Below are 19,925 nucleotides of genomic sequence, written 5' to 3'. Positions count from 1 at the left end.
TCACCCTACCATTTTCTCCAATCTTCAAAAAATAAATAGCATGACTCCCTCTTTTGACGAATACAATCAAAATCAGAAAGGGGGCCGCGCTACTCTAACGGAAAGGATGAGGACTTTTGAAATTCATATGGGCCAAAAAAGAACTGACCCTGATGATTATTCCTGGGGCTCACCGCCGTACGGTACGATTCAAACTCCCGCATAGCATGCTCATTATCGTACCCAGCCTGCTGCTGCTGGTACTGACGGGGTTCGTGATCACGATCTATGTGATGCATACGACTTCAGATCAGACCAAGCTCAATATGCAAGCCGAACTCGACGGGCATGATCGCCAATTCACCGAGCAACTCACGCAAAAAAACGGCGAGCTTGAAAAGCTCCAGACCGATTTAATTACGCTCAGCCGGCAAGCGAACGATTTTAAAGATACGCTGGAGGAAATCAAGCAGTTGGACCATGTCATCGAGCTGATGGCCGAGCCGGAAGGCGCAAACGGGACAAGCAAAAAAACGGCAGGCAGCCCCTCGCCCACCGCCTCCAAACGCCTCGATATCGGCGGCAGCGACACCCCTGTGACCTCCGACGAAGTATTTGCCCTGGTCGGCGAGACAAAGGACGGGTTATCCTCCCTCGTCAGCGACATTAATGGCCTGCTGGAGCATCTCAAAGCGTCCGAAGCCAAAATTAAAGAAGTCGAGTATATTCGCAGCATCACGCCCACGCTCTGGCCGATCGCTAACCATCGGATTTCCTCCGGTTTTGGCATTCGCCTCGATCCCTTTACGCTCAAGCCCTCCATGCATACTGGACTCGATCTCGACGGCGATATGAATGATCCAGTCTATGTCGCAGCCGCAGGCAAAGTGATCGAAGCGGGCTTCGACAACGATCACGGCAATCATATCATCGTGGAACACAGCAAAGGTCTGGAAACGGAGTACATGCATATGAATAAAATGCTGGTAAAACGCGGAGAATCTGTATCGAAAGGACAGCAGATCGGGCTTGTCGGTTCGACCGGACGGAGCACCGGTTCTCATCTTCATTATGAAGTGCATAAGAATGGCGTCCCAATCAATCCCATGCCCTACCTGATCACAGACCGAAAGGATGATGAACGCAAATGATAGGCAGCTCAAAAGGGAAACGGGTCGATACCAAATCGACGGACACGCTCATCGGAGGCAGCACCATCTGTGAAGGCAAATTCATGTCGGAAGCAAGCATCCGCATCGAAGGACAACTGAGCGGCGACGTGGAGTGCGCGGGCGACATCACGATCGGCGAGAACGCGGTGCTGCAATCCAACCTCTCAGGGCGGGATATTCTGATCGCCGGTAGAGTGAAAGGCAACGTACATACGAAAGGCAAGCTGATCGTCACTTCGACCGGCGTCCTGATCGGCAATATCGATGTGCGGTCGTTCGTTGTGGAGGAGGGCGGCATTTTTCAGGGCAGCAGCGCGATGCCTGTAGGCGTCGCTGAGAAGACTAGCGGCGGCGCCAAGGTCATCGATGCGAAGGCCCATAAGCAGCATAAAAATGAACAGCAAGCCGTCGCTTCCGGCGGGAACTAGCAGCAAAAACCACCAACGTATCCCTGAACAGGACTACGTTGGTGGTTTTCTGTTTTGCTGTGCTATAGCAGCTGTTTCAGCCCTGCAAGCACAAGGCCGATAATGAATCCGCAAATGGCGCCGTTCACCCGGATCCATTGCAGGTCTTTGCCGATTTTGTCCTCCATGAGGAGCGTCAGCTTGTCGTTGTCCAGCTTGTCGAGATTTTCTTTGACGAGTTGGCCGATCTTGCTATGATTTTGCTCCAGATAGGATGCGATCTGGTCCTGAATCCACTGCTCTCCCCGCTGCATCATGTCGGGATTCGCTGTTATGTTGGACAGCAGCTTCCGAAGGAGCGGCACGACATGCTGCGGAACAAACGCCGGTTGGTCTACGAAAGCTTCGGCTTTTTCTTTGATGCGAGTAAGCAGATGCGCCACTTTGGCGTCGAGGTCGATCAGCTCGGGCAGCTTGGTTTTCAGGTTCTCCAGTTCTTTGAGCAGATGCGGGTTGTACTCCAGTCTATCCAGTTCTTTGCGGATAAACTGCAAGACAGCCTCACGACGCGGATGACGAGCGGTGCGCATCTGATCGATGTACGTGAGCAGGAAGTTTTGGATGATCCCGCCGATTTTCTCCTCGTTCACCATCCCGATAAACGCGTTGACCGCAAACGCCATAAAGCCGTTGGATTGCAGCCCTTCAAAAGCTTTAAGCGCCATCGCCCCGAGTTGGTCGCGCGTATCCGCTTTGATCACCCAAGCGGCAACTTTGTCGAGGACAAAGTCGAAGGTTTTGCCGTCGTAACCGTTCTCTGTCACCGCATCGACCAGTGTTCGAATAAGCTTGGCTGTATCGACGTCCTGGAGGGCTTGATTGAGCTCCCGGGCAATGAGCGGGGCGAGCTTGTCCATGTCAATTGCTTGTAAAATGTGGCGAGCAATCGCCCAGATGCCGTTATGCACAGCAGGCTGATCCAGCTGCGTGTCTGCCAGCTCGAGCCCCCGCTCGAGGAAGCGAATCTGCTCCAGGCGAGCCTTGATCGTCGCTTTGGAGAGCAGTTCGTTTTGCACGGTGGAGACGAGTGCATTCGTGATTTTCTCCCGATTCTTGGGCAGCAGCGCTGTATGCGGAATCGGAATGCCGAGCGGATGACGGAACAGTGCCGTCACCGCAAACCAATCGGCGAGCCCCCCGACGACCCCGGCTTCGAAACCGCCTTGCAGGAAGGCGCCCCATACCGTCGACGACACCGGCAGCGTGGCGAGGAAGCCCGCCCCCATCACGCCAAGAGACGCCGTGGCTAAGTATCTTGCTTCTTTTTTCATCGTGCACAACTCTTTCTGCATGAGATAGTGGTTTTATTTTAACATAAAAATGATGGGAACGCGGCAAACGCCAGCCGGAGGGCTACAGATTCGGAATCTGCCAGTCGATTTCTTGCAGGCCCTTGGAGCGCAGAAACTGATTCGCCTTTGAGAACGGCCGGCTCCCAAAAAAGCCGCGATGCGCCGACAATGGACTCGGATGTGGCGAACGAATGAGCAAGTGGGTGCGATTCGTGATGAGCTGCGCTTTCTTCTGGGCGTGACTGCCCCACAGCAGAAAAACGACAGGCTCATTCTTGCTGTTAATGGTCTCGATAACGCGGTCCGTGAACGTTTCCCAGCCGCTTTCCCTGTGTGAGTTGGCCTGATGCGCTCTGACGGTAAGCACCGTGTTCAGCAGCAGGACGCCTTGCTGCGCCCAATTCAGCAAATGCCCGTGATTAGGGATGAAGCAGCCGAGGTCAGCGCGCAGTTCTTCAAACATATTTTGCAAGGATGGCGGCGGCGCGACCCCTTCTTTCACCGAAAAGCTTAATCCGTGAGCCTGCCCCAGCCCGTGATAAGGGTCCTGCCCCAGAATGACAACCTTCGTATCCGCCAGCGGCGTATAATGCAGAGCGTTAAAAATATCGTATTTATCCGGATAAATCGTCCTCGTCCGGTATTCGTCGACAAGAAACTTGCGAAGCTGCAAGTAATAGGGTTTGGCAAATTCCGGTTCCAGTTCGTTGGCCCAATCGTTTTTCAAAATCGCCATTTCAAGCCCGATCCTCCCGCTCGACAGTAGCATTCGACAAAATTATACCATATCCGATCGACTTACAGCACATAAGGGGAGGATCTGATGGACTGCGGGAGATGGTCAGGTTGCTGGGATGTGGGGAGTTGGGCTGCCCGTAGGCGGCTGTGAAGTGGTGCTGAGGCCGGTGGGTGATGCGATTGGGTGTTGGAGGGTGCTGCGAAGCCTGCAAATATGCAGGAATTTCGATAAAAATAAGCGTTATTTTGAAAATGCCTGCGATAGAGCAGGTATTTTCGTCCGAAATGGATATTTCTTGCGCCAATGCGTAAAAAAGATGCTGATGCGCAGGCATTCTTCCCTGATGCGTGAAAAATGCTGCAAAGCCTGCGTTTTCGCAGGCTTTGCTTAGAGGTCGGCTGCAGAAGAGGTACAGGCAGCAGATAGGAAATGGCCAGCCCTCAACGTTGCTCGACAGCTCCTAAGTCTTGCTCCGTACAGTTGCAAACCCGAAATTCTTGCAGCGGCGCTTACCGCTCGCCCTCCCACTCCGCGTAAAACTGCTGGAGGTACGTCTCCATGAAGCGGTGCCGCTCCTCCGCCAGCTGCTTCGCGTAGGGCGTGTTCATCAGCTCCTTCAGCTTGAGGAGCTTCTCGTAAAAATGATTGATCGCGGTGTCCTTGCCATCGCGATAGTCCGCCTCCGTCATGTGCTCGCGCACCAGGACGGACGGGTCGTGGATCGGGCGGCCCTTCCAGCCCGAGTAAGCGAAGACGCGCGCGATGCCTACCGCGCCAATGGCATCCAGCCGGTCGGCATCCTGCACGACCCGGCCTTCCAGCGTCGCTATCTGCGGACGCGCGCCGCCTTTGAACGACATGGTGCCGATGATCTCGAGCACATGACTGACTTGCGCCGCCGGCGTGCCGCTGGCGGCGAGCCAATCCTCGAGCTCCCGCTGCGCCGCGGCGGGATCGGCGTTGAGCTTCTCGTCGGCGACGTCGTGAAGCAGCGCCGCCAGCTCGCAAACGAAGCCATCGGCGCCCTCCCGGGCAGCGATGGCTTTCGCCGTCTGCACAACGCGATAGATGTGCCACCAGTCGTGGCCGCTGCTGTCGCGCTCCAGCTTTTCCTTGACGAGCGCCTCGGCGGCGCGGAGTATAAGTTCCTGCGTCATTTCTTCTTTTTCCTCTTTCCTGATGTCGATTTATCGTCAGTCCCTTTCGCTTTGCCATCCGGCGCCGGTTCACTCGCAGGCAGCGGATCTCCGTCCCCCTCAACAGGAATCAGCACCGCCGCTTTTAATTTGTCCTCCGCCTTCGGCTCGGTCGTCTTACCGTCGATGTGCTTTTGGATAAGCTTTTTGAACTGCTTGCCGTATTTCTCCTCCTGCTTCGCACTCATATCCTGCTGCAGCTCCTGCAGCACCGCGCAGGAGCACACATGATGAAACAGCAGCTCGATCATCGCCGTATGCTCGGTGAGCATCGCAACGGTCGGCTCCTCCCCACCGCGCGTGCCAACAATCGCTTGCGTGCGATCCAGCAGCAGCGTAAACTTCCGGCCTGCCGCACGCGGCACCGCCGACTCTTCCCGCTTCTTCCCAAATGGATGGAAGCTGCCAGTCCCGGCCTCGCGGCTGTTCACGACAACCACGCGGACGCCTTGAGCCTGCGCCTGCCGCAAATCTTCCTTGAGCAGCTTCGCCTCCTCCGGCCAGAGGTCGCAGAGCACCTCTTCCTTCGCCTTGCGCAGCTCTGCGCGGATGCGCTCGACGACCTTGGTGTCACCGTCCAAGCTGAAAAACTCCGACCGATGCGTCTCCTGCTGCGGCAAATGCGCCTTGACGTACTGCAGCGAGGCTTGCAGACTCGCCTCGAGCCTTGCGCCGATGTCTTCGATCGGCACGCTCTGGTAAACCGTTGGCTCGCCGTGGCTGGTAAGCACGGCCCCTTTCTCCGCCAGCTTCTGAAGGGCAGCGTACACATTCGAACGCGAGACGCCAAGCTGCTTCGCAATTTCATAACCGGTATGCGTGCCGCTAATCGCAAGCACCTGCAGACATTTGGCCTCCAGATCGGTGAATCCCAAATTTTTCAAATGCAGCAAAAGTTCCTCCATGGCGAAGCTCTCCCTTCTTCAAGCCACTATCCTTCCTTGTTCTCATTGTACCATGATTTCCGACGAGGCATGGCAGACTTCTCAACGGTTCTTGAAATTCTGGCAATTGTACATTGACAATGATAATCATTATCAAATAGGATAATTAAGAATGCTTATCTTTTTCGGGTGCCCGCCCTATTTTAACTATTCATGGAGGTTGTTTGTATGTCTAAAGTAATTATAGTGTTTGCCAGTATGTCCGGCAATACGGAAGAGCTCGCCGAAGCGATTGCGGAGGGTGTTCGATCTGCAGGTCTCGAGCCTGAATTCAAAAATGTGATGGATGCGAGCGCCAGCGAGCTTGCAGACTACGATGGCATTTTGCTTGGGGCTTATACATGGGGAGACGGCGATCTGCCGGATGAATTCATGGATTTTTACGATGATATGGACGATCTGAAGCTGGAAGGGCGCAAATCCGGCGTTTTCGGTTCCGCCGATTCCTCCTATACACACTTCGGCAAAGCTGTCGATACGCTGGAAGAGAAGCTGGCTGAACTCGGTACGGAAAAAGTGTTTGACGGCTTCAAAGTCGAATTGAATCCATCCAAGGATGAAAAGCAACAATGCCGCGACCTTGGCGCCAAGTTCGCAGCAGCGCTGGGCGCCTAAGCCAAGCTAGAGCGCTTTTTCGTAGGCGAAGTACGGCTCGCTCCGCATCGGAAACCGAATGGTGCCGACTTGCCTGTAGCCGGCTCGTTCATACAGCTGCGCAGCCCCCGGGTTGCCGCTGTACACGTCGAGCCGGATGCAGCTTCCGCCTGACGCGCGGGCCTGTTCCTCGGCAAATTGCAGCAGCTTTTTGCCGAGTCCCTTGCCCTGCCAAGCCGGATCGACGGCCAACCGATGAATGCAGCGCGCGCCGTCCAGCGTCCACGGCAGTTCGCCGTAGCTGGCGCTTTGCCGATCATCGATCACGACAGCGCCAATCATGTGCTTCCCGTCGCGCAGCCCGTAAGCTGTTCCCCGCTTCAAATCCCCGCGAACGACAAACCAATTGGGATACAGAAAGTCCCATTGCTGTACGCCGTGCCGCTTTAAATCCGCGGTGACCCGGCGGTAGAGCGCCAGCAAGCTTTTGACATCCTTCGTTGTAAGTGGAATAATCTCCATGCTGTCAGCCCTCTCTACACCGTCTTCTTGATTGCCGTCAGCTTTGCCGCAGAATGCCTGCGGTACACGACTGTCCACAGCACAGCTGCCCCTATAAAGCCATACAATACGAAGTTCGACAAGGCCAGATACGTGCTCACTGAAAGCTCATACACCATAATGACCCGCACGACCGCCTCCAGTGTCAGCATAATGCCCCACACCAACGTCATCAGCCGCATGACAAAACGGAAATACGCAACCGACCAATTGTCGGCAAAGCTCGGATTATGAATAAAGCGCATCGCTAGGTAGAACATGATCGGACGGCGGAACAACAGCGAAATCAAGAAGACCAGGCCGACCCCGGCGGTAATAATCGATTCACGAACGAGCAGCACCTTCTCGCTGCCGCCCATCAACACGAGCGCGATGGTCAGAAGGAACGTGAACAGCATGATGGAGCCGAAGGCGTCCAGCTTCCGGTGCTTAGCCAAATGCACCACATTATCCACCAGCGGGACTAACGTTGCAATCGACAGCGCCGCAATCGAGCTCATATGGTCGTTCAGCAGGACGTAAAGCAGCCACGGCACGATCCCGTTCACCAACAAGGTAAAAATCACATAGTTTCGTTTGGACATGTTACACAGCTCCTTCGATAGGCAATCTTGTTTTTTTCTTATGGTTATGACGCACATACAGTTCGGTAAACATCAAATTCAGGGCAATCGAGAGATACACAGCCAGCGGAAATGTAAAACTGCGGTCGGCATCCAGGGACAGCTGGACAATGCCGAGCACGATGCGAAATGTGACGAACACGAAGGTGATCGCATAGCTGCGCAGCATCCATGCGCGATGCCGGGCTACCTGCCGCTGCATAATGGCATAAATGCCGGCCGCCGTGGTGGCGAGCCAGAACATATCCAGCACTAGAAACGCGATCGTCGACGGCGTCCCGCCCGTTGCATACAGCGCGATGTACGGCACGACCAGCACATTCACGAGGATGGCGATTCCGTACATCCGCCCCAGCATGCGATGCCGCTTCGGGTTGCGGCGGCTGCGATCTGTAAGCTGGAAGGCTCCGATAAGCAGCGCGACGATGCCGAGGATGATGTGCGGGTAAAAGAACAGCTTCCATACGAAGTATGGAAAGGATGTGTCGCTAGTCAGCTTGGCGGACACCATGCCGGCCTGACTGGGGCTGAACACGAAATACTGAACTACGATGTAGATCGTCAGCAAGTAGGCCAGCATGTAGAGCGTGGGTAAAATGATTTTTTTACTCGGCATCTGTCTCCCCCTCAGCTTAATGAGCGAGTCATCATTGCAACCAAATCTTCTGCCGTAAGCCCGCTCTGGTCTGGATAAATCGTTTTCTGCACTCGCATCCCGTATATATACGTCGCCAGGAACTCAGCCACTTTAGCGGCATCCACTGTCCTCGGGATCGCGCTGTGCTGCTGCCCAACCTCAATCCACTTGCGGCAGGTCGTCAGCGTAAAATCGAAAACCTCCCGCACGATCCGCGCGACCTTCTCATTATCCATTTGGCTTAGCAGGTAAATGGAAATTTTGCTGGTCACATCGTGCGGATTGGTCGAGCGCAGCATGCCTTCGGCAATGAGCTGCAGCGGGCCGTTCAGCCCAGACTTCTGCGGACTGTTAACCACCTCGGTGAAGCGCGAGTTGATCTGCTCGACCCGGGCTTTCAGCACAAGCCCCAGCAGCTCATCCTTGCCGGTGACGTAATGGTAAATGGCGCCTTTGGAAAGTCCCGTGCGCTGAATGATGTCCTGCAGCGTCGTCTGCCTGCAGCCTTTCTCCTGGATTAATGCCTCTGCCGTGTCTAAAATAAGTTGAAAACTTCCGCTTGTTCCTGTCATGTGAATTCTTCCTTTCTTTATGGCTGCTTGGGCCGCAATTTGTCTTTTCAGCAGCTCTTCTGCGTGCGACCGACCGTCGGTCTGTTATGAATTCATCTTACTATACCGACCGTCGGTCTGTAAAGGGGGTTGGTAAAATTTTCTGCGCCTATTTTAAAAAGTGTTACGCGCTTCAGCCTGTTTGAGAAAGAGCAGCGCCCCGTCTTGATGACAACGCATCGATGACAGGGCGAGGAATTGAATACGATTTTAGATCAAATAACGAAGGTAAACGTAAATGCTCGCCAATACGACGGAGAACAGCATGAGCGGAAAACCATATTTCATAAAGGTCACAAACTTGATCGGGTGCCCTTCCTTACCAGACAAGCCTGCAACAATTAAGTTAGCGCTTGCCCCAATGAGCGTCCCGTTGCCGCCAAGGCATGCCCCTAAAGCGAGACTCCACCACAGCGGCTCAAGGTTACTTACCCCCATATTGCCCATTTCTTGAATCATGGGAATCATCGTCGCTACGAAAGGGATATTGTCCAGGAAGGCAGAAGCAATTGCACTCAGCCATAAGATTAACATGGATGTTGCAACGGGGTGGCCTCCCGTCAATTCAATAGCTTGCGCCGCGAGCTTGGAAATAACCCCGGTTTCCACAAGTCCGGAGACCAGGACGAATAAACCCACAAAGAAGAAAATCGTCGTCCACTCGACCTTCGTAAAAGCATTTTCCATCGCATGCTCACCAGTGAGAAGCAGCAGTAGAAAGGCTCCTGCCAAGGCAACCGTAGCGGACTCCAAATGAAGCAGTTGATGAAGGAAAAAACCAACAATTGTAAGCCCAAGTATGGATACGCTCTTAATGAGCAGCGGACGATCTGTTATCACTTCTTTTTCGTCGATTTGCATGATGCTCATCTTCCGTTCAGGTGTGGTCTGAATTTGTTTGCGAAACAGGAAGACGAACATGGGGATGATGCAAGCCATAATGATGACGACAATTGGCGCCAAATTATTGATAAAGGCCATGAAGGTAAGCTCTTTGACCGCGCTGCCAATCATAATATTCGGCGGGTCTCCGATTAAGGTTGCCGTGCCGCCAATGTTGGAGGCCAGAATCTGTGTAATGAGAAAAGGTACGGGGTTCACCCGCAATTGCCGGGTAATGCTGAACGTAACGGGAACCATTAACAGCACCGTTGTGACATTGTCCAGAAAAGCTGATCCGATTGCAGTGATGAGGACAAGCGCAACCAGAATCCGCACGGGGTCGCCTTTCGCTTTTTTGGCAGCGATCAGAGCGATATACTGAAAGAGTCCTGTCTCTGCCGTAATGCTGACAATAATCATCATGCCAACAAGCAGTCCCAACGTATTAAAATCAATATGGTGCAGCGCGCTTTCCTGACTAACAATGCCCAAAGCCACCATCAGCACGCCGCCGATCATGGCGACGATCGTACGATGAATCTTCTCGGCGATAATCATGCCGTACGTTACTAGAAAAATGCCAATTGCTATAATAGCTTGCTGGTCCATCTCATTCCTCCTGACTCTTCGTTCATTTCCATAATGTTCCCATTTTTTGCACAAAAAAAGCCCCATCAGGGGCTCCGCATGGCGAAAAAAGACCAAAAGGAGCCCTTGGTGACAGGCTCCTCCATTATGCAGCAACTATTAAATTTAGTTTAGGATATGAATGGCTTCTAACGAATATGCAATGTGATACCAATTTACAATGGACCGCCGATTCCTGTCAAGCTTCTCGCGTCCGGCAAGTCTATAGCGTCAATTTACCCATGATATGGTTAGCCATTATTTTATTACCCTCAGCATTCGGATGCAAATGGTCCGGCAAGTAGTCGATATAAGCTTCCCCAAAAATCTCCAAGCCATCGACATAGGTAAGATGGGCATCCCCGCAAGCCGTCAGCACCTTCACCGCTTCCTGGATTTCTTCTCTCATCGTAACCAGATTCATCCCGACTGTATTCTCATCTGTTTCCCGGTGAGGGCAATAAATAGGCGAGAAGAGAAAGATAGGGGTAAGCGGATGCTTTTCCCGAATGATCGCTACCATGCCGATGACGGCTGAGCGAAACGTTCGGATATTTAATGTATTGCCCCCCATCACATTAATGCCGAGGCACAGGGAAATGACGTCGGCGGGAAGATCCCGTATGACGCGGGCGACCATCGGTTCGATGTGGCATTGACCGGCGAAGCCCAGACAGCGCAGATCCCACCCTTTGCTGCGCGCGACGATAGCTGGCCACGTATGCGCCGGGCTCTCGGCGTCAGTGCTTTGCGTAATGGAGCTGCCGTACGTAATCCACCGGGGCTGCGTATTGGTCAGGGGAGCGGCCGACGCTCCGTCACTTACTTTGAGCGCTTTCACGGTGACCTCCGCTTTTTGCGACAAATAGATTTCAATTCGCTTCGTGCGCTCAGGCAAGTTGGTAAATAAACACACGTCTTCCCCAGCCGGGAGCGTCCGCGTTTCGACATATTCGTCTTCAATGACGAGGTCGAACTGTACATTTTCTTCCGCTGCAGCAACGTGCAGTTCAACGCTAACAGCATCGCTTAGAAAAGCAACCCGAACGCCCGCCGGTTGCCCTGCCCGCTCCACCAGTTTATCGGCATAGAGCCCGAGCTGATCATGAGGCAATCGCCATGGCCGGAGTCCAGCCTCCGTCGTCTCGATGGAGACGGCCCCCCGAAACCACGCCTCATTTAATTCAATCGTTTGCATGCTTCTCTTCACCTTTCCATTTAAGTATAGAGGCCCCTCGTGACCTCAATTATACGTTCCGTTCCTGCAAAAATAAACGGCTCCGCTGACATGTGAAAAAAGCCGCTATTTACGCGGCCTTTTATGCGATAACGTTCTAGCTTCAAACGCTTGGCGCAACGGGAAGAATTGGCTGATCCTGCAACATATCACCGGTTGCTTGCATCCATGCAGCTAATTCGGAAGCAAGCCGCTCGATGTCTCCAGCATGTGCCGGATCTGCAGACAAATCGTGCGTTTCCCACGGGTCGTTCAGCAAATCGAACAACTGGATACGTTCCGTTCCTGCATTTGTTACCGAAGAGCGATAATAACGAATCAGCTTCCACCGGCCATCCGTGACCATCCGCTGGACGTCGCGATAAGCGGAACCTACGATTCCCCGAATCCTATCGCTCTCCCCTGTCATAACAGGGCATAAACTGAGTCCTTCTGTCTCCTCAGGCAAGTCGACGCCGCAAAGCCCGGCAACGGTAGGGAAAATATCGATATTGCTGGCAAGCGCCTCTTCCTGCTTGCCTTTCGGCACGCCCGGCCCGTGGAAAATAAGCGGGATGCGCACGCTGTGCTCATAGAGATTCTGTTTGCCCATCAATCCGTGCTGCCCGACCGCCAAGCCATGGTCCGCGGTGTAGACGATCAGCGTATCGTCATAGATGCCTTTCGCTTTCAACACCTCGACGATTCTGCCGATGTTCGCGTCCAAATGGCTGATCATCGCATAGTAATCGCCAATATGTCCGCGAATCTCGTCCGCCGCTCTCGGCCATCCTGCAAGCTTCTCGTCCCGAATCGTCAATTCCCCGTTATCGAAAGGATGCTCAGGTGCAAAGTTCGGCGGCAGCGGCAAGCTCGCCCGGTCGTATATGCTGGCGTACGGCTCAGGCGCAGTGCGCGGATCATGTGGCGCCGTATACGCTACATAGAGGAAAAATGGCTCCTCCTCGCTGTAACTCTCAATAAAACTGACGGCGGCATTCGTGAACAGCTCCGTCGAGAACGTCGTTTCTACATATTCCTGTTCCTTCGGATACGCTCCGGTCGGATCATAATCGTATACAGGAACCTCGGTGTGATTGCTCATGCCGCCAAACAGCAGCTTATCCCCTCCCTGGAAGCCCCGGGTAAAGCTCATCTTGTCGTTATGCCATTTGCCTACGGCATGTGTGCGGTAGCCCGCCTCCTGCATCGCTTGCGGCATAATTCGCACATCCGGGCGAATGACGTTCAAATTTTCCCGGGTGACCATATCCTTACCGACCGTCGCCCGGAAAATCGGGATGCCCGTTTGGACGCACGCCCGGCTCGGCGCGCATAGCGCCCCGGTCAGACCGCCGACAATATGCGTGCTGCGGCAAGCAGTTCCTCCGGCTGCCAGCGCATCCAGCACAGGCGTCTGCACAGCTTCCCGGCCGAATGCGCCAATGGCTTCCCCGCGATGATCATCGGCGATAATAAATACGACATTCGGCTTCTTGGCTGATAGTTCCTTGATGTTCTGTTCTTTCATCGTATACCTCACTATGGCGAAACTGGATGTATTTCATTCGGAATGGGGTTACTTTTTCGATTTAAACTGGTCATAGGCTTGCTGATAAATTTCAAGGTAGCGTTTGATGTTCATTTTGTCCAGGGTACTTAAGTAGTTGTTCCATTCCTTATCGACGTCCAAAGATCCTGTCACCGTCTTCGCGAAAAATTCGCTTCTGTAGTCCGTAATCGTCTTCTCCAGCGATGACAGCTCTTCCGCCTGTTCGTTGGTGAAGAACAACGGCGGCACAATTTTGGCAGGGTCGGTTTTGTAGGGCTCATACTTCTTCGTTTCATTGTACAAAATGAGTTCCAGCGAGTTTTTCGGATCTGCCGCCACGCTTAAGCGCAGGTCGTTGGTACGCAGGGACGGTCCCGCTTGCGCCCAGTGGATGTTTTGCAGTTTGCCGAACGTCGCGATCGGCTTCCACACCGCTTGCTTCCCGTTCACGCCCAGTTCGCCCTGCTCCGGACGCACCCACTCTTGACCAGGACGGCCTTGCGTGCTGCGCAGCGTCGCTTCTTCCGACAGCAGCAGGTCAGCCAAACGGAAGGCGGCAGCAGGATTTTTCGCCTTATTGGTGATGACATACTGCCCCGAAGATACCGCGTACGGATTGTAGGCCGTTGAACGTATGCCTGTCGGCCCTTTGAGCGGCGGCACGGCGACAAAATCTTTGAATCGCTCGTTATCGGCATCGACAAAGACCGTTTGGTTTTGCGAAGCAACCGCTCCGACAATCGGGATCTCCGGGTTCATGCCCATTTGTTTCAACTGGTTGCGATCCTGCGTAAACGTCTGCGGGGAAATTAGCCCTTCCGCAAACAATTTATGCAAATACGTCAAGGCGTCTTTCCACTCCGGCTGGTTGTAAGCAACTTGCACTTTGCCATCCTTCACAAATTTCTGATTGAAATCCTTCTCGATAAATGCGCTGGTCAGGAAGAGATCCAGCGTCGAGGAAGGGCCGTTGGTTGCGCCGACAAGCGGAATCTCATCCGCCTTACCGTTTCCATTGGGGTCCTTCTCTTTAAACGCTTTGAGTACTTGATAAAACTCGTCTGTCGTTTCCGGCACTTTTAGGCCAAGCTTATCCAGCCAAGGTTTATAAATCCACATTTTTTGGCCAAGCGAGCAGTGGTAACATTCATTGACTTGCGGCACCGAGTAAATTTTGCCGTCAGGCAGCGTAATCAAATCTTTGACATAGGAAACTTGCTCGTACATCTTTTTCATTTCCACGCCATATTTGTCGATATACGGGTTGAGCGGAATGAATACGCCGTCTTTCCCGTAGATGGATTGTTGAACCTGGGATACGTTCATATTCAGCAGAACATCCGGATAATCGCCGCTGGCGAGCGAAACGTTAAGCTTCTCGGCAAATGTTTTCTCCGGCGCGACTTCCCAATCAATATGGATGTTCGTCTTCTCTTCCAGCCATTTCGTAAACTCGTTCGTGGCAAAATTCTCGACAATGCTGGAGCCTTTAACCATCACCTTGAGCGTCGTCTTCTCTTTGGTGATCGGGAATTCGCCCGCTGGCGTGACTTGATCGTCGCTGATGGCCTGCGTCGCTTGCGCCGATGGTGCCGATTCGTTAGACGCGCTTTCGGAACACGCGCTTAGCAGCGCTAAAGATGTTGTCAGCGCCACGGCAACTGTTAAAGCTTTTTTCATCGTAAAACCTCCCCTTTAGCCTTTTAGTGAGCCAATCATCATGCCTTTGACAAAATGCCTTTGTAAGAAGGGATAAATGATGAGCACGGGCAGTGTGGATACGACGATCAGAGAGAATTTCAAGAGTTCCCGCAAACCGTCTCTCGCCGCCTGATCGGCAACGTCGGTAATCATCGACGCATCGACCTCGTTTTGCACCAAAATATCCCGTAATACCAGTTGAAGCGGATACAGCTCCTGATGTTTTAAATAGAGCAGCGCGTTAAAATACTGGTTCCAATGGCCGACGGCGTAAAACAAGGCAATAACTGCGATGATCGGCCCTGACAAGGGAATGACGATTTTGCGCACGAACGTAAAATCGCTGCAGCCATCCATTTGGGCGGCCTCGAGCAATTCGTCGGGAATCGTCGTTTGAAAGTACGTGCGGGCAATGATCATATTCATTACCGCAAGCGCACCCGGAATAATCAAAGACCATCGGGTGTCGATCATGCCCAGCTCTTTCACCACCAGATAGGACGGAATCAGCCCGCCGGAGAACATCATGGTGAAGACGAACAAGGCCATAATCGCGTTGCGAGGCATAAAATCTTTTCGTGCCAGCGGATACGCCGCAATCAGCGTAAACAGCACATTGATCGTCGTCCCCACCACGGTATAATAGACCGAATTCAAAAAGCTCGACATAATTAAACGATGCTTGAACACCGCTTCATAGCCTGCCAGCGTCGGCTCGACCGGATATAACCAGACTTTGCCGGAAACAACCGCTGTCGAGGAGCTGAAGGAAGCGCTGACAATATAGATCAGAGGATAGAGAATCGTAATCGTGAATACGGACAGGATGATGTAGTTCAAAATCGTAAACAGCCTGTCATCCGCACTTTCTTTCATGCGTCCTGTCATTGAAGCGCCTCCTTCTTACCACAGACTCGTTTGTCCCAATTTTCTGGCGATCCGATTTACAAGTACCAGCAGGACTAAGTTAATGACCGATTTAAACAATCCGATGGCCGATGAATAGGAATAGTTGATCGCTGTCGAAGCCAGACCGACTTTGTACACAAACGTATCGATCACCTCAGATGAGCTCAGATTGAGCGGATTCTGCATGAGCAATACTTTTTCAAAGCCGATGTCCAGCACATGACCGGTGTTCATGATCAGCAAAATGACGGCTACCGGCATAATCCCTGGCAGATCGACGTGCCACATGCGGCGCAACTTATTGGCTCCGTCCATCACCGCCGCTTCATGCAGCGAGGGATCGACCGCCGCAAGCGCGGCCAAGTAGATGATGCAGGAGAACCCAACATTTTGCCATATTCCTGACCAGACAAACACGTGTGAGAACCACTCGGGAATGCCCATGAAATTGACGGAGGGAAGCCCGATAAATTTCATAATCGTTTGCACCAGGCCAACCCGCGGATCCAACATTTGCAGGATGATGCCGACCATAACGACGACGGAAATAAAATGCGGCGCGTACGTGACCATTTGCACGGTCTTCTTAAAGAAGCGCGCATTCACATAGTTTAGGGAGAGCGCCAGGACGATCGGGAACGGAAATCCAGCAAACAGGCTGTACAAGCTGAGCAGCACGGTATTCTTCATGACCCGAACGAACTCATACGAATGGAAAAAGCGGTCGAAATGCTTCAGTCCCACCCAGTCGCTGCCCCAGACGCCTTTGGTCGGAATATAATTTTTGAAGGCAATGAGCGCCCCATACATTGGCACGTATTTGAAGATGATCAAGTAAATAATCGGCAGCAGCATAAACAGGTAGAGCTGCCAATGACTGATTGCGTTATTCCTTAGTCGGAACAGATAGCTTCCCTTTCTTTTACCGACAACGGCAGGTATGACGCTGCTCTTGCTAGCCGAAGCTTCCATAAACCCCTCCCCCATTTCGATAACCGTGACGTGGTTGATGTAATCGCTTACTGTCTTTAGGATACAAAAGAGGAGAGGCTCCAGCATTGTGCTGTTTTATAGCGGTATGACTTTTTTTGTGGGGGAAGCCGGCATGCGGATCGTCACTTTCGTACCTGCCCCCCACTCGCTTTGAATAGAAAGCCCGTACTGCGGTCCGAACACCATCTGAATTCGGTTATGCACATTGAGCAGCCCGATGCTGCCTTCATACATGGCCTGTGCATCCTCCAGCTGCTCCTCTCGGCTATTCTCAAGCCGCCCGTTTAATTGCAGAAGAGCTTCCTGTTCAATGCCGCAGCCATTATCTTCGACCGTGACATAGAAATCCGCCTCATCCTTCCAGGCGTCAATCCTAATCGTGTGGGAATCTTCAATGCCGTGAGGAAACGCATGCTTGAACACATTTTCGACCAAGGGCTGCAGCGTCAAGCGAACCATGCTGTCCAATAAATAATCCGTGTTGATGCGAACATCGATTTCAAATTCACGCTGGTTGCGGTACTTCATAATGGACATAAAATAGAGCACATGCTTCAGCTCGTTGGCGACCGTAATTTCCTCCAAATCGGTTCGGACGGAGTAGCGCAGCATATACGACAGCGAACGAACGATATCTTTGATTTCGCTTGATTTCTGGATCACGGCATAGCAAATAATAATCTCCAGCGTGTTGTACAAGAAATGCGGATTAATTTGCAATTGCAGCGCTTGGAACTCGGCCAGCTGCCGTTTCATGAGATTGTCCTGATTGCGCAGTTCGGTCTCGTAGACCCGTTCAACAAGCTCCTCCAACCGCGTAACCATCGTATTGTAGCTGATAATCAGCTGATCCATCTCGTCGCGGCTTCCGGAAACCGGCACACGCGTCCACTGCCCTTTGGCCGTCTTGCGCATCCCACTTTCCAACAGTCGAACAGGCCGAACGATCGATTGACCGAACCGATACGCCAGATATAAAGCAGCAATCAGGGTGAGAATGCCGACGATGAGCGTCGTTTGCCGCAAGTCTGAAATGGGCTTGCTCTGTTCCGCGACCGACATGCTGGCGACGAGCGTCCAGCCGGAATAGTCGGACTTGCGGCTAAAGAACACCCGCCCCGGCTCGCCGGGCAGTTCAAAAACCTGGTCGGTCTTCGCTTCAACGGTGTCGAAATGCATGCCGTCCAGCTGTTTGCCGATACGGCTCGGGTCCGGATGGTATAAGATTTTGCCGCGATCGTTGACGATAAAAAAATAGCCGGATTCTCCGAGCTTGATGCCCTTCCAGAGTGTCGTCAGCTCCCCGATTTTCAGCTCGAAGCCCATAATACCTTTAAAAGATTTGGATGACGTGCGATCCGCCAATTTGCGTATCAGTGTGAGATGACCGTCCAGAAACCCCGAGTCCTGAATTTTCAGCTTTCCGCTGATATCCTCGTCTTCCTTCAGTTGTTCGACATATTCCTGGAACCCTTGGTAATTGAAGGGAACGATGTGGACATTGAAATCCGTGGCCTGAAACCCGTTGAATCCGACGATGTACGTCATGGAGATTTCAGGATTGTTGATGAGAACGGGCTGAAATACGCCCTTCATGGCCATTTCAGACGTATAAAAGTCAGATGTCGAATTGGGAGGCAGGTCCAGCGCCTCTTTGACGACCGGCGAGATCATAATCGAAAGCGTCGCCCGCTCGTAGCTTTTCAAAAATAAATCCGTTTCATGCAGGACATTATCTACGATTTGCGTCAAGAGCCCTTCATACTGGTCCTCCAATGCATTGGATGATCGCCAGTAGCCGGTGACCCCCACCGTCACCAAGGCCAGCGTGATTAGGATGACGAAATAAATGTAAACTTTACGAATCAGACTGTGATTCATCACTTAATCCCCAGCAGCCCGCGATATTCAGTCGGAGAATGGCCCGTTGCTTTTTTGAACACCCGGGAGAAGTGGGGATAGCTTTCGTAACCGACCTCGGCTACAATGTCGATGACTTTGTAATGCGGAACGGCAAGCAGTTGCTTGGCTTTATCGATTCGTTTGCGCATGCGGTACTGCACAAAGGTCTCGTTCGTATTTTTCTTAAAATAATGGCTGAAGTACGTCGGCGTTACCCCCAGCTTCTCCGCCACTCTGTCCAGGGAAAGCTCCTCTTCAAACAGATGCTCGTCAATGTATTGCAGCGCCGCCCCTAGCACATTGATTCTCTCGTGATTCCGGTACTCGCTCAGCCGCTGTATCCAGGTACCGACTTCGGCCTGAAACCATTCGTAGGTCATTGCGTGAAGCGTATTCTCCTCGATGAGCGAGTTCGTTTCAAACCTGTACGCCCCTCTGGCGTTCAGCTTCTTGAGCAGCAGCCTGACGGCATCGTAAATGCGCTGGTACTGCTGGATGTCCGTTTCAACCAAGCACAATTGCCGCTTTTCCTCTTCAATCAGTTCATCGGCCCGCGCCTTATCCATCATCCAGACCGCTTCCTCCAGACGATCCACCCATTGTTCAAAATGGGAGAACGATACCAGCACCGCTTCCTGCACGGCGAGCAACTTATCCAGCACCGGAAAGAGCTCGATCTCGGTAACGGGCTTCAGCAAATATTCCTGTACGCCGTATGACATACATTTTTGTGCATAGGCAAAATCCCCGTAGCCCGAAAGCACAGCGACTTTGGTAAAAAGTTTGAGCTGCTGAATGTTGCGGCATAGCTCCAGACCGTCCATGCGAGGCATCCGAATATCCGTCAACACCACATCAGGAGGGTGTGCCATAATGTTGGCGAGCGCTGACATGCCGTCTGAAAACGTCTGAATCTCGCTGAACCGTCCATATTCGCCAATTAACGTTTTGAGCCCAATCCCGATTATCGGTTCATCGTCAACAATCACTATTCTGGCCATTTTGCATGCCCCCTCTCCTCCTCTTTATTATGTGCCGCCCCTCTAAGACTGCCTACCCATCAAAACCGGAACCCCATCCTCAAAATCGAAAATGCCCGGCCATCAATACTTCAACTGGGCCTGCAAAATGAAGACAGACCGCTCAGCAAATCTGCCGATCGGTCTGTCCAGGGCGAGTCTGAATGCTCCGAGGGCCGCAGATTTTGCCGAATTTTCGTTCCATGCAAGGAACTTTTGTGAAGGCGTACCGGGGGTACGTCAAGCGAAAGTGACGCAGTAGGGGGCGAAAAGGTGGTGAAAGATGCCCCTGAGCGGGTTTTCAGACAC

Annotated in this window: 19 protein-coding genes; 3 read left to right on the top strand and 16 right to left on the bottom strand. The window is 52.7% G+C overall.

Features of this window, described 5'->3' with window-relative positions; translation table 11 throughout:
- Positions 1-116: 116 nt before the first annotated feature.
- Together ABE504_RS01215 and ABE504_RS01210 are read left to right on the top strand one after the other, a co-directional pair.
- Positions 117-1,130, top strand: a complete 1,014-nt coding sequence (locus tag ABE504_RS01215; RefSeq protein ID WP_430083345.1) for a M23 family metallopeptidase — start codon at positions 117-119, stop codon at positions 1,128-1,130.
- Positions 1,127-1,579, top strand: a complete 453-nt coding sequence (locus tag ABE504_RS01210) for a bactofilin family protein (RefSeq protein ID WP_430083342.1) — start codon at positions 1,127-1,129, stop codon at positions 1,577-1,579. The genes ABE504_RS01215 and ABE504_RS01210 overlap by 4 nt, the downstream gene beginning before the upstream one ends.
- A 62-nt stretch (positions 1,580-1,641) precedes the next feature.
- Here the strand turns inward: ABE504_RS01210 and ABE504_RS01205 are convergent, their stop codons facing one another.
- From ABE504_RS01205 to ABE504_RS01190, 4 genes are all read right to left on the bottom strand, one after another.
- Complete coding sequence (locus tag ABE504_RS01205) at positions 1,642-2,889, bottom strand: DUF445 domain-containing protein (RefSeq protein WP_430083339.1); 1,248 nt, start codon at positions 2,887-2,889, stop codon at positions 1,642-1,644.
- Between the two features lie 82 nt (positions 2,890-2,971).
- Positions 2,972-3,646 carry a uracil-DNA glycosylase gene (locus ABE504_RS01200; RefSeq protein WP_430083336.1) on the bottom strand — a complete coding sequence of 225 codons (675 nt, stop codon included), beginning with the start codon at positions 3,644-3,646 and terminating at the stop codon, positions 2,972-2,974.
- A gap of 512 nt (positions 3,647-4,158) precedes the next feature.
- Entirely contained in the window at positions 4,159-4,806 is a 648-nt protein-coding gene (locus tag ABE504_RS01195) for an HD domain-containing protein (protein ID WP_430083333.1), read from the bottom strand.
- Positions 4,803-5,750: a TrmB family transcriptional regulator gene (locus ABE504_RS01190; protein WP_430083331.1), complete on the bottom strand. Its 948-nt coding sequence runs from the start codon at positions 5,748-5,750 to the stop codon at positions 4,803-4,805. Before ABE504_RS01190 ends, ABE504_RS01195 begins: the two co-directional genes overlap by 4 nt.
- Before the next feature lie 207 nt (positions 5,751-5,957).
- Between ABE504_RS01190 and ABE504_RS01185 the strand changes: the two genes are divergently transcribed.
- Positions 5,958-6,404, top strand: coding sequence for a flavodoxin (locus ABE504_RS01185; RefSeq protein ID WP_430083329.1), 447 nt, complete (start codon positions 5,958-5,960; stop codon positions 6,402-6,404).
- Positions 6,405-6,410: 6 nt separating this feature from the next.
- On the opposite strand, the gene ABE504_RS01180 is transcribed toward ABE504_RS01185, so the two are convergent.
- From ABE504_RS01180 to ABE504_RS01125, 12 genes are all read right to left on the bottom strand, one after another.
- The gene (locus ABE504_RS01180) at positions 6,411-6,983 is read right to left on the bottom strand and encodes a GNAT family N-acetyltransferase (RefSeq protein WP_430083326.1); all 573 of its coding nucleotides are present in this window, start codon (positions 6,981-6,983) and stop codon (positions 6,411-6,413) included.
- Positions 6,920-7,528 (bottom strand): VC0807 family protein, encoded by a 609-nt coding sequence (locus tag ABE504_RS01175; RefSeq protein WP_430083323.1) that lies wholly within the window; start codon positions 7,526-7,528, stop codon positions 6,920-6,922. The genes ABE504_RS01180 and ABE504_RS01175 overlap by 64 nt, the downstream gene beginning before the upstream one ends.
- Before the next feature lies 1 nt (position 7,529).
- Positions 7,530-8,183 (bottom strand): DUF2306 domain-containing protein, encoded by a 654-nt coding sequence (locus ABE504_RS01170; RefSeq protein ID WP_430083321.1) that lies wholly within the window; start codon positions 8,181-8,183, stop codon positions 7,530-7,532.
- A gap of 11 nt (positions 8,184-8,194) precedes the next feature.
- Positions 8,195-8,776: a TetR/AcrR family transcriptional regulator gene (locus ABE504_RS01165; RefSeq protein ID WP_430083318.1), complete on the bottom strand. Its 582-nt coding sequence runs from the start codon at positions 8,774-8,776 to the stop codon at positions 8,195-8,197.
- 249 nt (positions 8,777-9,025) lie between these two features.
- Positions 9,026-10,306: an SLC13 family permease gene (locus tag ABE504_RS01160; RefSeq protein ID WP_430083315.1), complete on the bottom strand. Its 1,281-nt coding sequence runs from the start codon at positions 10,304-10,306 to the stop codon at positions 9,026-9,028.
- Positions 10,307-10,547: 241 nt separating this feature from the next.
- Positions 10,548-11,522: an SGNH/GDSL hydrolase family protein gene (locus tag ABE504_RS01155; RefSeq protein ID WP_430083312.1), complete on the bottom strand. Its 975-nt coding sequence runs from the start codon at positions 11,520-11,522 to the stop codon at positions 10,548-10,550.
- A 142-nt stretch (positions 11,523-11,664) separates the two neighbouring features.
- Complete coding sequence (locus ABE504_RS01150) at positions 11,665-13,071, bottom strand: sulfatase-like hydrolase/transferase (RefSeq protein ID WP_430083309.1); 1,407 nt, start codon at positions 13,069-13,071, stop codon at positions 11,665-11,667.
- A 48-nt stretch (positions 13,072-13,119) separates the two neighbouring features.
- Positions 13,120-14,772, bottom strand: a complete 1,653-nt coding sequence (locus tag ABE504_RS01145; protein WP_430083306.1) for an ABC transporter substrate-binding protein — start codon at positions 14,770-14,772, stop codon at positions 13,120-13,122.
- Positions 14,773-14,787: 15 nt separating this feature from the next.
- Positions 14,788-15,681 (bottom strand): carbohydrate ABC transporter permease, encoded by an 894-nt coding sequence (locus tag ABE504_RS01140; RefSeq protein WP_430083303.1) that lies wholly within the window; start codon positions 15,679-15,681, stop codon positions 14,788-14,790.
- A gap of 15 nt (positions 15,682-15,696) precedes the next feature.
- Positions 15,697-16,674 (bottom strand): ABC transporter permease, encoded by a 978-nt coding sequence (locus ABE504_RS01135; protein ID WP_430083300.1) that lies wholly within the window; start codon positions 16,672-16,674, stop codon positions 15,697-15,699.
- A gap of 96 nt (positions 16,675-16,770) precedes the next feature.
- On the bottom strand, positions 16,771-18,576 hold the full coding sequence (locus ABE504_RS01130; protein ID WP_430083298.1) for a sensor histidine kinase: 1,806 nt from the start codon (positions 18,574-18,576) through the stop codon (positions 16,771-16,773).
- Positions 18,576-19,598, bottom strand: a complete 1,023-nt coding sequence (locus ABE504_RS01125) for a response regulator (RefSeq protein WP_430083295.1) — start codon at positions 19,596-19,598, stop codon at positions 18,576-18,578. The genes ABE504_RS01130 and ABE504_RS01125 overlap by 1 nt, the downstream gene beginning before the upstream one ends.
- Positions 19,599-19,925 lie beyond the last annotated feature (327 nt).

It is taken from the genome of Paenibacillus oryzisoli, from assembly GCF_050467285.1.
GTDB classification, from domain to species: domain Bacteria; phylum Bacillota; class Bacilli; order Paenibacillales; family NBRC-103111; genus Paenibacillus_E; species Paenibacillus_E oryzisoli_A.
Note: the sequence above shows the minus strand (reverse complement) of the source record. Positions and strands in the feature narration are given on the sequence as shown.

Coding starts and splice junctions, on each gene's coding strand:
- ABE504_RS01125 (WP_430083295.1), bottom strand. CDS start 19,598: ATGGCCAGAATAGTGATTGTTGACGATGAACCGATAATCGGGATTGGG.
- ABE504_RS01200 (WP_430083336.1), bottom strand. CDS start 3,646: ATGGCGATTTTGAAAAACGATTGGGCCAACGAACTGGAACCGGAATTT.
- ABE504_RS01170 (WP_430083321.1), bottom strand. CDS start 8,183: ATGCCGAGTAAAAAAATCATTTTACCCACGCTCTACATGCTGGCCTAC.
- ABE504_RS01145 (WP_430083306.1), bottom strand. CDS start 14,772: ATGAAAAAAGCTTTAACAGTTGCCGTGGCGCTGACAACATCTTTAGCG.
- ABE504_RS01190 (WP_430083331.1), bottom strand. CDS start 5,750: ATGGAGGAACTTTTGCTGCATTTGAAAAATTTGGGATTCACCGATCTG.
- ABE504_RS01130 (WP_430083298.1), bottom strand. CDS start 18,576: ATGAATCACAGTCTGATTCGTAAAGTTTACATTTATTTCGTCATCCTA.
- ABE504_RS01210 (WP_430083342.1), top strand. CDS start 1,127: ATGATAGGCAGCTCAAAAGGGAAACGGGTCGATACCAAATCGACGGAC.
- ABE504_RS01165 (WP_430083318.1), bottom strand. CDS start 8,776: ATGACAGGAACAAGCGGAAGTTTTCAACTTATTTTAGACACGGCAGAG.
- ABE504_RS01135 (WP_430083300.1), bottom strand. CDS start 16,674: ATGGAAGCTTCGGCTAGCAAGAGCAGCGTCATACCTGCCGTTGTCGGT.
- ABE504_RS01195 (WP_430083333.1), bottom strand. CDS start 4,806: ATGACGCAGGAACTTATACTCCGCGCCGCCGAGGCGCTCGTCAAGGAA.
- ABE504_RS01155 (WP_430083312.1), bottom strand. CDS start 11,522: ATGCAAACGATTGAATTAAATGAGGCGTGGTTTCGGGGGGCCGTCTCC.
- ABE504_RS01150 (WP_430083309.1), bottom strand. CDS start 13,071: ATGAAAGAACAGAACATCAAGGAACTATCAGCCAAGAAGCCGAATGTC.
- ABE504_RS01175 (WP_430083323.1), bottom strand. CDS start 7,528: ATGTCCAAACGAAACTATGTGATTTTTACCTTGTTGGTGAACGGGATC.
- ABE504_RS01160 (WP_430083315.1), bottom strand. CDS start 10,306: ATGGACCAGCAAGCTATTATAGCAATTGGCATTTTTCTAGTAACGTAC.
- ABE504_RS01205 (WP_430083339.1), bottom strand. CDS start 2,889: ATGAAAAAAGAAGCAAGATACTTAGCCACGGCGTCTCTTGGCGTGATG.
- ABE504_RS01140 (WP_430083303.1), bottom strand. CDS start 15,681: ATGACAGGACGCATGAAAGAAAGTGCGGATGACAGGCTGTTTACGATT.
- ABE504_RS01185 (WP_430083329.1), top strand. CDS start 5,958: ATGTCTAAAGTAATTATAGTGTTTGCCAGTATGTCCGGCAATACGGAA.